Annotated in this window: 15 protein-coding genes and 1 pseudogene; 13 read left to right on the top strand and 3 right to left on the bottom strand. The window is 40.6% G+C overall.

The genetic code is table 11. The features are described 5' to 3' along the window. The first annotated feature begins 9 nt into the window (after window positions 1-9). Both NSU13_RS12245 and udk read left to right on the top strand, forming a co-directional pair. Window positions 10-1,278 (top strand): U32 family peptidase, encoded by a 1,269-nt coding sequence (locus NSU13_RS12245; protein WP_024423107.1) that lies wholly within the window; start codon window positions 10-12, stop codon window positions 1,276-1,278. A 7-nt stretch (window positions 1,279-1,285) separates the two neighbouring features. Beyond that, on the top strand, window positions 1,286-1,918 hold the full coding sequence (gene udk, locus NSU13_RS12240) for a uridine kinase (protein ID WP_024423106.1): 633 nt from the start codon (window positions 1,286-1,288) through the stop codon (window positions 1,916-1,918). Between the two features lie 52 nt (window positions 1,919-1,970). Here the strand turns inward: udk and NSU13_RS12235 are convergent, their stop codons facing one another. After that, window positions 1,971-2,318 carry an Ig-like domain-containing protein gene (locus NSU13_RS12235; RefSeq protein WP_041118089.1) on the bottom strand — a complete coding sequence of 116 codons (348 nt, stop codon included), beginning with the start codon at window positions 2,316-2,318 and terminating at the stop codon, window positions 1,971-1,973. Window positions 2,319-2,941: 623 nt separating this feature from the next. On the opposite strand from NSU13_RS12235, the gene greA reads away from it, so the two are divergent. From greA to NSU13_RS12220, 3 genes are all read left to right on the top strand, one after another. Beyond that, a complete protein-coding gene (greA, locus tag NSU13_RS12230) occupies window positions 2,942-3,415 on the top strand; it encodes a transcription elongation factor GreA (protein ID WP_008358505.1) in 474 nt (157 codons plus the stop codon). 50 nt (window positions 3,416-3,465) lie between these two features. Next, window positions 3,466-5,208 carry a penicillin-binding protein 2 gene (locus NSU13_RS12225; RefSeq protein ID WP_342489537.1) on the top strand — a complete coding sequence of 581 codons (1,743 nt, stop codon included), beginning with the start codon at window positions 3,466-3,468 and terminating at the stop codon, window positions 5,206-5,208. Between the two features lie 67 nt (window positions 5,209-5,275). Continuing rightward, on the top strand, window positions 5,276-5,941 hold the full coding sequence (locus NSU13_RS12220; RefSeq protein ID WP_061109399.1) for a YrrS family protein: 666 nt from the start codon (window positions 5,276-5,278) through the stop codon (window positions 5,939-5,941). Window positions 5,942-5,979: 38 nt separating this feature from the next. Here NSU13_RS12220 and NSU13_RS12215 read toward each other — a convergent pair whose 3' ends face one another. Beyond that, window positions 5,980-6,183: a YrzA family protein gene (locus NSU13_RS12215; protein ID WP_024423103.1), complete on the bottom strand. Its 204-nt coding sequence runs from the start codon at window positions 6,181-6,183 to the stop codon at window positions 5,980-5,982. A gap of 186 nt (window positions 6,184-6,369) precedes the next feature. Here NSU13_RS12215 and NSU13_RS12210 point away from each other — a divergent pair, with 186 nt between their 5' ends. From NSU13_RS12210 to NSU13_RS12180, 7 genes are all read left to right on the top strand, one after another. Beyond that, window positions 6,370-7,011 carry a class I SAM-dependent methyltransferase gene (locus NSU13_RS12210; RefSeq protein WP_046311888.1) on the top strand — a complete coding sequence of 214 codons (642 nt, stop codon included), beginning with the start codon at window positions 6,370-6,372 and terminating at the stop codon, window positions 7,009-7,011. 15 nt (window positions 7,012-7,026) lie between these two features. Further along, on the top strand, window positions 7,027-7,722 hold the full coding sequence (gene mtnN, locus NSU13_RS12205; protein ID WP_034279968.1) for a 5'-methylthioadenosine/S-adenosylhomocysteine nucleosidase: 696 nt from the start codon (window positions 7,027-7,029) through the stop codon (window positions 7,720-7,722). Window positions 7,723-7,768: 46 nt separating this feature from the next. Further along, window positions 7,769-8,692, top strand: coding sequence for a cysteine synthase family protein (locus tag NSU13_RS12200; protein WP_144496243.1), 924 nt, complete (start codon window positions 7,769-7,771; stop codon window positions 8,690-8,692). Between the two features lies 1 nt (window position 8,693). Further along, window positions 8,694-9,842, top strand: coding sequence for a bifunctional cystathionine gamma-lyase/homocysteine desulfhydrase (locus tag NSU13_RS12195; protein WP_081124614.1), 1,149 nt, complete (start codon window positions 8,694-8,696; stop codon window positions 9,840-9,842). Between the two features lie 72 nt (window positions 9,843-9,914). After that, on the top strand, window positions 9,915-10,145 hold the full coding sequence (locus NSU13_RS12190) for a YrhC family protein (protein WP_034279976.1): 231 nt from the start codon (window positions 9,915-9,917) through the stop codon (window positions 10,143-10,145). A gap of 450 nt (window positions 10,146-10,595) precedes the next feature. Next, window positions 10,596-10,730: a YrzI family small protein gene (locus tag NSU13_RS12185; protein ID WP_065214597.1), complete on the top strand. Its 135-nt coding sequence runs from the start codon at window positions 10,596-10,598 to the stop codon at window positions 10,728-10,730. A 165-nt stretch (window positions 10,731-10,895) separates the two neighbouring features. Then, complete coding sequence (locus tag NSU13_RS12180) at window positions 10,896-11,051, top strand: hypothetical protein (protein WP_223251019.1); 156 nt, start codon at window positions 10,896-10,898, stop codon at window positions 11,049-11,051. A 43-nt stretch (window positions 11,052-11,094) separates the two neighbouring features. On the opposite strand, the pseudogene NSU13_RS12175 reads toward NSU13_RS12180, so the two are convergent. Beyond that, a pseudogene (locus NSU13_RS12175) lies at window positions 11,095-11,169 on the bottom strand (YjcZ family sporulation protein); the annotation flags it as partial. Window positions 11,170-11,489: 320 nt separating this feature from the next. On the opposite strand from NSU13_RS12175, the gene NSU13_RS12170 reads away from it, so the two are divergent. Further along, on the top strand, window positions 11,490-12,092 hold the full coding sequence (locus NSU13_RS12170; RefSeq protein WP_034279979.1) for a class I SAM-dependent methyltransferase: 603 nt from the start codon (window positions 11,490-11,492) through the stop codon (window positions 12,090-12,092). The last annotated feature ends 74 nt before the right edge of the window (window positions 12,093-12,166 follow it).

Below are 12,166 nucleotides of genomic sequence, written 5' to 3'. Positions count from 1 at the left end.
GCAGAGGAAATGGCATTATTGAAAGATGGTATTTCTGAAATGATTGATGGGAAACGTGTCATTACAAAAAAACCAGAACTGCTTGCACCCGCAGGAAACTTGGAAAAGCTGAAAATTGCTGTACATTACGGAGCTGACGCTGTTTTTATTGGCGGGAAAGAATTTGGACTTCGCTCAAATGCAGATAACTTTTCAATTGAAGAAATGGCAGAAGGTGTCGCATTTGCAAACAAATATGGTGCACGCATTTATGTGACAACAAATATCTTCGCTCACAATGAAAATATGGACGGGCTGGAGGAATACCTTCAAGGGATCGAAGGCGCTGGAGTAGCAGGCATTATTGTAGCTGATCCACTGATCATTGAAACATGTAAACGTGTTGCACCGAAGCTTGAAGTCCATTTAAGCACACAGCAATCTCTTTCAAATTGGAAAGCTGTTCAGTTTTGGAAGGAAGAAGGGCTTGAGCGTGTGGTGCTCGCACGTGAAACTAGTGCGCTAGAAATTAGAGAAATGAAAGAAAAGGTCGATATTGAAATCGAAACATTCATTCACGGTGCGATGTGTATCGCATACTCTGGCCGCTGCGTGCTCAGTAACCATATGACGGCAAGAGATTCTAACCGCGGAGGCTGCTGCCAGTCCTGCCGCTGGGATTATGATCTTTATAAACTAGAAGGTTCTGAGGAAGCGCCTTTATTTGGTGAGGAAGATGCGCCATTTGCAATGAGTCCAAAAGATTTGAAGCTTGTTGAATCCATTCCTCAAATGATCGAAATGGGGATTGACAGCTTAAAAATCGAAGGACGGATGAAATCCATTCATTATGTTGCCACTGTTGTAAGTGTATATCGCAAAGTCATTGATGCGTATTGTGCTGATCCAGACAATTTTGTCATTCAGCAGGAATGGTTAGATGAATTAGATAAATGCGCAAACCGTGACACAGCACCAGCCTTTTTCGAAGGCGTACCAGGAACAGATGAACAAATGTTTGGCATTCATGGAAAGAAAACGACATTTGATTTCGCAGGTCTTGTTCTTCATTATGATGAAAAAGAACAAATCGTGACATTGCAGCAGCGTAACTTCTTTAAGCAAGGCGACGAAGTCGAATTCTTCGGACCAGAAATTGAGAATTTCACATGCAAAATTGAAACGATTTGGGATGAAAAAGGAAATGAACTAGATGCTGCTCGTCATCCGCTGCAAATCGTCAAATTCAAGCTTGATCAAAAAGTATACCCTAGCAACATGATGAGAAAGGGGAAATAACAGCCACATGAGGAGTAAACCAGTTGTCATTGGTATTGCTGGCGGCTCGGGTTCAGGTAAAACGAGCGTCACCAATTCGATCTATGAAAAATTTAAAGGACATTCCATCCTCATGCTTCAGCAAGATTTATATTACAAAAATCAAAGTCATATGCCATTTGAAGAGCGCCTGCTCACGAACTATGATCATCCGCTTGCATTCGACAATGACCTGATGTTTGAGCATTTGGAACAGCTCTTAAGGTATGAATCCATTGAAAAACCAATATATGATTTTAAACTAAACACACGTTCAGAAGAGACGGTTCATGTTGAGCCGAAGGATGTCATTATCGTTGAAGGTATCTTTGCGCTCGAAGACGAACGTTTGAGAGATTTAATGGATATTAAACTGTATGTTGATACAGATGCAGACCTTCGCATCATCCGCCGTATTTTACGCGATACGAAGGAAAGAGGCCGGTCGATCGATTCTGTGATTGAACAATATGTATCTGTTGTCAGACCGATGCATAATCAATTCATTGAACCAACGAAACGATACGCCGATATCATCATCCCAGAAGGCGGCCAAAACCATGTGGCGATCGACTTAATGGTGACAAAAATTCAAACGATTCTTCAAAACCGAGCAGAGTAAATGGTGGAGAAGAAAAAGACCTTTACATTGTAAAGGTCTTTTCAGCATCATATTAATAAACAGTCACGAAAACTTGTCCTAAGACAGACGTCCCTTTATAAAGAGTGATAGTGGCTTTGCCAGGTGAATGAGCGGTCACTATTCCATTAGAGCTAACAGAAGCTACACTCTGTTTATCTGTCCAATAACGTGTAGCTGCAGAATTATAGACCGAGTATTGCTCACCAACTCTTAAAGATACACTGTAATCTTGAATCGAAATCACATCTAAAGTTTGAAATCCAGAAGAACTATAATTGACTGTGAAATCCGCTGTTTCTTTGGCGGAAGCCATGCCCATTAGTGAAAAAGATAAGGTAGAGATGGATAGAACTGAAACAATTGTTTTCTTCATGTTCATTTAAAACACTCCCTAGCATGTATTTGGTCTTGCATTGATAAAATTCAACAAAAACCAAATATTTCCTTGTTAATATTTGTTAATTGTGTGTGAACATTTATTAAAGCAGCATTCTCGGAAAAAATCTTAAGGGTTTGATATGATAAGAAAACAATGAAGAAAAGAAGAGATGGAGAAATCACTACCACATAGCGAAAGAATGAAGTTGAAAAAGTATATTAAAAAAACGACAAACAAATCATCACAAATTTTCAAACAATTCTTGATCAAAATGCAATTTTGTAATAATATAGCATAGACATATCGTACACTGACCATATTATGTATTGGAAGATGGAGAATGGATAAGCTATTCTTCTACATATGATCGAAATGGCCGAACGAGGTACAGGAGCTTCCTGTGCCTTTCCACAGTTTGTGCGATTTTAGACCGCTGCGAGTGGTCCTGTCTAATAAAAGGCATAATAGTTGCATCTAAAAGGGACGCCATGTAAGATGGACTTTTACGAATATGGTACAGAAGGAATGAGGGCCTGAACATGTCCTCATTCTTGTATATTTCAGTCGTCACTCACGTGCAGAAAGTTTGTATGATGAGGATTAATAGAAGGAGTGAATGATTCATGGCACAAGAGAAAGTATTTCCAATGACAGAAGAAGGAAAACGTAAATTAGAAGAAGAGCTTGAATATTTGAAAACGGTTAAACGTAAAGAGGTTGTAGAGCGTATTAAAATCGCTAGAAGTTTTGGAGACCTCTCTGAAAACTCGGAATATGATTCTGCTAAAGAAGAGCAGGCGTTTGTAGAAGGCCGTATTACAACGCTTGATAATATGATTCGTAATGCTAAAATTATCGAAGATGAAGGAAACTCAAATGTGGTTTCACTTGGTAAAACGGTGACATTCGTTGAATTACCAGACGGGGAAGAAGAGTCTTACACAATTGTTGGAAGTGCAGAAGCTGATCCGTTCGAAGGCAAGATTTCAAACGATTCACCTATTGCAAAAAGCCTTTTAGGTAAACAAGTAGATGACAAAGTAACCGTTCAAACACCTGGCGGAGAAATGTTCGTCCAAATTGTAAAAATTTCATAATCACGTTTATCAGGTAAACACCTCGTCCACAATAGGGACGAGGTGTTTTTATGCGCAAAAAAAGAAGAATTCAATGGACAGGTGCGATTATTTTTATACTATTGCTCGGTCTTCTGATGAGACTGGCAGAAATTCAGCTGTTCTTCACAGAATCGTTTTCAAAGCTTGATATCAATTTAATACAAGAAAGTGTTAAACAGCGAACAGAAGAAGTCGTTATTTCAGACGGTCGCGGTGAGTTTTTAGATCGAAACGGCCAAGCACTTCTTACAAAAGAACAGCCTGCGGTTATCTTATTTCCTTTCCTGCAATATGATCTTCCACGCTTACAGCAAACCGCCTCTATTCTTGAGATGGAAGAGGATGAACTCAAAAAACAGTTAACAGAAACGAAAAAACCTCTCATTTTAAAAGATGACATCACGAAAAAAAAACTGAAAGACATCAATGATATGAAATATTCAGGTGTGTACGGCGTATATATGAAAGAGAAGGACAAAAAAAGACTTGCCCTCCACACATTAGGTTTCACAAGCGAAAATCCAGAACTACTCAGAAAGCGTTATCCTGACAAAAAAGAGCTTTCCATACGTACTGAAATCGGCACATTTGGGCTGGAAAGCACCTTTGACGAATTTCTATTACCCGAACAAGACACAAAATTGTTATATCATGTGGACGGAAGGGGAAACCCTTTGTTCGGTATGGACGTCAAATATACAGCAGAAGCTCATTCCTTTTATCCACTTCAGGTACAGACAACGATAGATGAAGACATGCAGGCTGAAATGGAGAAGGTGCTCAAAGACCAAGGCGTTGAAAAAGGCGGTGCCGTTCTGCTCGACATTGAAAGCAGCAGTGTACTGGCAATGGCAAGTACCCCAAATGTCACAAGCAAAAACCGGCATGAGGCAAGAAATTACATGCTGACAGCGATTGCTCCAGGCTCTGTCTTTAAAACAGCTGTACTTGCCGCAGCAATCGAAAAAAACCTTGACCAGCCACAAACCATGTATGACTGTCGAAAGAATTTATATGGAGAGCCTGAAGGAAAACAGGAAGTGCTGAATCTGACGGACAGTTTCTCGCAGAGCTGCAATTATACCTTTGCGGCACTTGCTGAAAAGCTCATTCAAACAGATGATCAAATCATTGAAAAGACGGCTGCAAAGCTTGGACTAATAGATCGAGCTGGCTGGGAAGGGGATGTCTATCATAAGCAGCACTTCAAACAGTTTGATCGTGAAGAAACAGGCAGTGTGTGGGGAGATAAAAGAGACAAGCATGTCAAAAAAGCCATTGCACAAACCGCAATAGGACAAAAAAATGTCAAAACAACTCCTCTGCAAATCGCGAATATGATGGCTACGATCGCAAGAGGAGGAGAACGAAAAGAAGTGAAAATCGCAGAAAAAGTGCTGTATCAAAACGGAACAACCATGCTGTCCTTTCAAAACAAACGGCCTGAAGCGGGCAGCATCGACCGCTATACAGCTCAAAAGCTGCAAAAATTCTTAAGGCAGGTGGTGACCTCTGACAAGGGAACCGGAAGAAGGTTTCAAGATTTGCCATACGATGTAGCGGGAAAATCAGGTACTGCCCAAACCGGCAGTCAAGACAAAAAGGGGAATCCGCTTTATCATAAGTGGTTTGCTGGATACTTTCCGGTAGAAAAACCAAAATACGCCCTTGTCGTTGTTCACCTTGATGAGACAAGTGGCCGGGCTAAGACAAATGATGCGTTTTATGATATTGTAAAAAAGGTCAATGAAATTGAAAAGAAACAGACATAGAACATCCCTTCATGACATGTTAGAATAGTAACGACTTAGGGAACAGAGGCAAAGGAGTGCAGAGATTTTGAGTAGAAATTCTCGATTTGAACATCGTGATAAGCGCAGAAAGGCGAATATGGTGCTTAACATATTAATTGGTATCGTTGTGGTGCTTATTTTGGTTGTCGCATCGAGTTTGTTAATTTTTAATAAGCCGAAAGATTCAGATGTAGCGAAAGAGCCATCAAAAACGGCACCTGCAACAAGTGAAAATAAACAAAACTCACAAGAAGATGTGAAAGATCCAAAGAAAGACACATCCAATGATTCAGATGCAAAAAAAGATGATTCATCTGATCAAGACGACGAAACGAAGAAGACAGATGATGAAGAAAAGCCTAATAAAGATGCGTTAAAAGACGCCAAAGAAACAGATGGCGGCAAAACAAGTGATGTAGACAAAACATACGAAAATGATGACTGGGAGCCTGTAGGAACAGAGCAATCCGGTTCACATACAGCAACCTATGATTCCAGCTCAAAAGACTGGAAAGAAATGATCAAAGCCATGTCCTATGCGACAGGAATTTCAGAAGATCAAATGACCGTTCTTTGGTTAGGAAATAACGGAGGTCCTCAAGATGCAAAAGGAACCATCCGTGATAAATCAACAGGTGAACGCTACCGCGTGGAAATTACGTGGGTAGATGAAAAAGGCTGGAAACCTGTGAAGGTTGAAAAATTAAGATGAACATGAAAAAAAGATAGCAGATATGCTATCTTTTTTGTTTAAACATTTGCTTTAAAATGAACAACTGCTGTATACAAAATCCGCTCATCGATCACAGTCGTTTGATGACTGACAGAATGAACGGTCAGCAGAATCGCCTGATTATGTTCAATTTGTTTTTGGATCTTTTGTTCAAGTTCTTTTAAAGATGTAGCTTCAAAAAATTCTATTTTATCCTTTAAAAAATCCAGCTGAAAATCCATTTGATTCACCTCTCTATACTCTTCATTCATCTTAATCTCTCTCCCTCAGAAGGGCAAATGTTTTTCTGTCTCTCCCAGTATTTTTTAGTAGGAAAGAAACAGAAGTTGTGGTAGGATAGGAACTGTTCGATGGAATAAAACATACTATACGCATAGGAATAAATAGATAAAGTGGAGGGAAAGAAAATGGGACGCGAATTTCTTTCTTTATTTGATCATTGGGCCGACTCTTATGACGACACGGTAAGTGGTCATGACGAGCAGTATAGAGAAGTGTTTCGCCGGTATCCGGCTATTTTAAAAGAAATTGCCCGCCGTTCAGGCCAAGATGTTCTTGAGTTTGGAAGCGGTACGGGGAATCTAACAGCGCTGCTCCTTGCAGCTGATAAAAACGTGTTTGGTGTTGAACCATCAGATGCCATGAAGAAAGCGGCTCTTCAAAAAGGACTGCCAGATCTATTTCATGATGGGGATTTTTTATCATTTCCAGCGCCGCCTTTTGAGCCAGATACGATCGTCAGCTCATATGCATTCCACCATTTAACGGATGAAGAAAAAAAACAAGCCATTCACACCTATAGCAACATCCTTCACTCAGATGGTAAAATAGTTTTTGCTGATACAATGTTTCAAAATCAAGCAGCACATCAAGCTCAGATCGACAAAGCGAGAGCCGCAGGGTTCGATCAGCTTGCAGAGGATTTAGAAACGGAATATTATCCATCCATTGATGTGCTAAAGCAAATCTTTGAAGAAGAAGGTTTTAGCACGTCCTTTCATCAAATGAATGATTTTGTTTGGATCGTAGAAGCGAAGAAAAGGGAATGAAAGGATGTTTTTGATTTGAAAATCGCAGTTATAGGTGCAATGGAAGAAGAAGTGACGATTTTAAGAGATCAACTAAAAGATGCTACACAAGAAAACATCGCTGGGTGTGAATTTACAACAGGTGTTTATGAAGATAAAGAAGTGATTTTATTAAAATCAGGGATTGGAAAAGTAAATGCAGCGGTCAGCACAACATTACTGCTTGACCGCTTTCAGCCAGATTATGTGATCAATACAGGGTCTGCTGGCGGTTTCCACCACTCATTAAATGTAGGTGATATTGTCATCTCTACTGATGTGAGACATCATGATGTAGATGTGACCATCTTTGATTACGAATATGGACAAGTGCCGGGACTTCCAGCTGCTTTCATTGCAGATGAAAAGCTTGTGAAGCTGGCAGAAGAATCTGCTTTAGAAATTGATCATATTCAAGTGGCAAAAGGAACGATTGCAACAGGAGATTCGTTTATGAATGATTCGGATCGTGTAGCGTTTGTGAGAGAGAAGTTTCCAGAGCTATATGCGGTGGAAATGGAAGCCGCAGCCGTTGCACAGGTCTGCCAGCTCTTTGGTACGCCATTTGTTGTCGTTCGTGCGCTATCGGATATTGCAGGGAAAGAATCCAATATCTCCTTTGATCAATTCCTTGAGCAAGCAGCGATTCACTCAACCGACCTTGTCTTGCGTATGATAAAGCAAACACAATAAAAGAAGGGGTTTCCCCCTTCTTTTCCATGCAAAGGAAGGGAATCATATGGCTGTCATAAAGGATATTACTGAATTAATTGGCCGCACACCGCTTTTAAAGCTGTCAGGGATTGGCGTCCCAGAAGGCGTTGAGGTGTATGCAAAGCTTGAGATGATGAATCCAGGTGGAAGTATTAAGGATCGATTAGGTGATATGCTCATCAGAGAAGCATTGGCATCTGGCAAACTGCGTCCAGGCGGAACTATTATTGAAGCGACTGCTGGAAACACAGGAATTGGGCTTGCCCTAAGTGCAAGAAAGCAGCAATTGCAGACCATTTTTTGTGTACCAGAACATTTTAGTCAAGAAAAACAACAGCTGATGAAGGCGCTCGGTGCAGAAATTATTCATACGCCGAGAAAAGAAGGCATGAAGGGTGCGATTGATCGAGCCCTTGAACTAGAGGCAAGCCTTGACAATGCCTATTGTGTTTTACAATTTAAAAACCAAGTAAATCCATTGACTTACTACAGAACACTCGGTCCCGAATTGTGGTCCGACTTAAAAGGGAATATCGATGTATTCGTGGCGGGAGCAGGATCTGGCGGGACTTTTCAAGGGTGTGCCGCCTATTTAAAAGAGCAGCATCAGGCGTTAAAAACAGTGGTTGTGGAGCCTGAAGGATCAATTTTAAATGGAGGGGACCCGGGCCCGCATAGAACGGAAGGAATTGGCCTTGAATTTATCCCAGATTATATGGAGCAGGCTTTATTCGATGAGATTTACACTGTCAGTGATGATGATGCGTTTCGAATGGTGAAAGAAGCAGCTGAAAAAGAAGGTGTTCTCATCGGCAGCTCTTCTGGTGCCGCTTTATTTGCCGCTTTAGAGGAAGCAAAGAAAGCAGCACCTGGGACAGTCATTGTCACCATTTTTCCTGACAGCAGTGAGCGATATTTAAGTAAAGGAATTTATGAGGGAGGAAAATAGCATGAAACCAAAAACAATGATGATTCACAGCGGAACAACGGGTGATGAAAGAACAGGCGCCGTGTCTGTGCCGATTTATCAAGTGAGTACTTATAAGCAGCCGAAAGCAGGCGAACATACGGGGTATGAATACTCCAGAACAGCAAATCCAACAAGAACTGCACTGGAAACAGTCATTCGTGATCTTGAAGGAGGAGCAAGCGGCTACGCATTTGGTTCAGGGATGGCAGCCATTACGGCTGTGATGATGCTGTTTAACAGCGGAGATCATATTGTCCTGACAGATGACGTGTACGGCGGAACCTACCGCGTCATCACAAAGGTGCTAAACCGCATTGGCATTACTGCAACCTTTGTTGACACAAGTGATCCTGAAGCAGTGAAAAAAGCCATTTTACCTGAAACAAAAGCCGTTTACATTGAATCACCAACCAATCCTTTGCTCAAAATGACGGATCTAAAAGCCATCGGCGAATTGACAAAAGAAGCCAACATCTTGATGATTGTCGACAATACATTTTTCACACCGTATTTCCAAAAGCCGATTGAATATGGCGCAGACATTGTCTTGCACAGTGCGACTAAGTATTTAGGCGGCCATAGTGATGTTGTAGGCGGGCTTGTCGTCACAGCGACAAAAGAACTTGGAGAAGAACTGCACTTTGTTCAAAACTCGACAGGCGGAATTCTTGGACCGCAGGATTCATGGCTTCTCATGAGAGGGATGAAAACGCTTGGACTAAGAATGGAAGCACATCAACAAAATGCACAGAAAATCGCTGAGTTTTTAGAACAACATGCAGCCGTCACACGTGTTTATTATCCAGGTCTCGATACTCACCCTGGACATGAACTTGCGAAAACACAAGCATCCGGCTTCGGCGGCATGATCTCTTTTGATATTGGAAAAGAAGAACATGTCGATGTATTTTTAAGCCAGCTTAAGCTGTTTACAATCGCAGAAAGCCTTGGAGCGGTTGAAAGCTTAATTTCTGTCCCTGCCCGGATGACCCATGCGTCCATTCCAAAAGACCGCCGGGAGGAGCTTGGCATCACAGATGGTTTAATTCGTATTTCCGTCGGAATTGAAGATGTGGATGATTTACTACATGATATCAAGCAAGGACTAAGCGCACTGGCGAATGGATAGATTTACATGCTCCTCGCTTTCTCTCACTATGTTAAGCTATGAATAGACATTGATAACTGGAAGGTGAAACAAGTGAAGAAAAAGTGGAGTGATTTAGTGACAGATTACAAGCAGTACGCTTTTATTTTGCTTGCTGTCAGCACCTTTTTATATATTGGTACGATCTTACCGAACCAGCACATCGAAGCATCTCCAAAAATGCTGATGATGGGAATAGATTGTGTTTTCTTATTAGCAGCTTTTGTTTGTGTTAAACGCGCGATTTTCTTTCAAAAGAAACTGCAAGAATTAGATGAAGATTAATTCGAAAGCCTCCTCATTTGCCTGAGGAGGCTTTTTTTATTGTATTGGATAATCGGACAAGAATAACTGTAGAAATTTAGTCAAAAACACAAAAATCACCTATATGACTAAAAACAGGTTTACAAAATGGTGCTTGCTGGATATACTTACAAAGTAATTAAAAAAAAACGTAAAGGAGGCTGAAGAATATGTTATTCGTATCTACTTGTGATCAATTCAACCAACAATTTCATCATGTCATCAGCCTGTGGAAGAGTTCGTGTCCTTCCTTTGCCTTATACGGTGCACGCTTCAAAACTGTTTAAGTAAACGAGGATTTCACACGTATCATCCATTGCAGGTTGGAAGACACTGTCTTTTGATCTGCATTTTTGTGTGCCCGCAGGTCAACTGATAAAGAAGATCTGCGGGCTATTTCGCGTGCTGCGAACTGAAGGGAGGTGAGCGTATATGACAATCCATTTATTTTTTATTACTTTGACAATTAAGCGGAAATACAAGGACATTGAGACAGTTCTTTACGAACAAGAAGTCGAAACAATTTATGAAGAAATGAAACAGAAACAACTAAAGTATATGAACTAAAACAGGAAATGAAAAATGTGAAAAGGAGGAGATTGACATGTTTATGATGCTAGCCATGCTTGATTGTTATACGATGGAGAAGGACCAGGTTTAGACACGCTCCACATTGATCACCTGCACATATGATACCGTAAAAGGTGATTGTGAGGTGATCAATGAATGTCGATGTCACCATATATGAGATTTCCGTCTGTGGGGCACGGGTATGCATCTATTCCGCATTCCTTAAAGCACGGATACGGCAATCCATACCGCATGCAAAGAGAGCAAGAGGAAATGCTCAGACGTTATATGTATCAGTACCGGACTTATTGGTATTAAAGAAAAGGAGCAGGAAACCATGACGTTTCCTGCTCCTTTTACGTTAGCAAATCCAGCTTGCACCAATGATGATCAACAAAATGAACAGTACAACAAGCAATGCGAATCCGCCTGCAAAACCGCCACCGTAGCCACCGCAGTAGCCTCCAGAATAACCGCCAAAGCCCATAATCTAGCACCACCTTTATCTAATCAAGATACATTTATAAATTATGCAGCTCATGCAGAAAACGAAATCAATCTGAGCACAAATAATGAAAACGCCTATTCAAGTTAAAAAATAATTTTCACTTTCTGCGAAACATTTTCTGAAAAGGAGCGTCTTATAAAAGACAAATAAATTAGGACTAGGTCTTAATTTTTGTTAGGTGAGAGCCGATATGAAAAGTAAGAAAATTTGTAAATAGTTTATTTACTGGTGAAAAGCAGGTGTTAACATTGATTCAAAGCTGGATTGGAAAACAAATGAGGGAACCAAAAGGCTTGTTCTCAAAATGGGTTGCCCGCTATATGGAAAAAAATCATCATAATATCAATGAATGGACGCTTCAACTCTTAAATATACAAGAAAATGACCGAATTTTAGAAATTGGGACTGGAAGAGGCATCACCTTATCAAAGGTAGCTGAAAAACTTGACCGCGGAAAAGTATATGGAGTGGATGCCTCTCGTCATATGATTAAATATGCAAAAAGAAAACATAAGAAGCTTGCGGAACAGGACAAAGCCGTTATTACGCTTGGTAAGGCTGAGCAATTACCTTTTGAAGACAGATCATTCAATAAATTATTTACGGTGCAGACGATCTATTACTTGAAGGATATTGAGCAAGTCATGAAGGAAGTGTACCGCGTCCTTCAAGTGGATGGAGAAGTATTTTTATCCTTCCAAAAGCAGGAGCTGATCAACGAACAAAAACGGTCAACATCTTTTTCATCGTACAGTGAAGAAGAGATCAGCCGTCTGTTTTCAGCATATCACTTTAGAGAAGTCTCGGTTTATCACTATGATACATACATCTGTATCAAAGCCTTAAAATGATGAAAATATTTCCCAGGTAATGAACAAGCACTCAAAAAAAAGGCTCTTCATCAGAAGAGCCTTTTGTATGTGAT

The sequence above is a fragment of the Bacillus sp. FSL M8-0049 genome, from assembly GCF_038593355.1.
In the GTDB taxonomy this organism is placed as follows: domain Bacteria; phylum Bacillota; class Bacilli; order Bacillales; family Bacillaceae; genus Bacillus; species Bacillus safensis.
The sequence above is the reverse complement of the archived record's forward strand: the minus strand, read 5'-3'. Positions and strand labels throughout refer to the sequence as shown.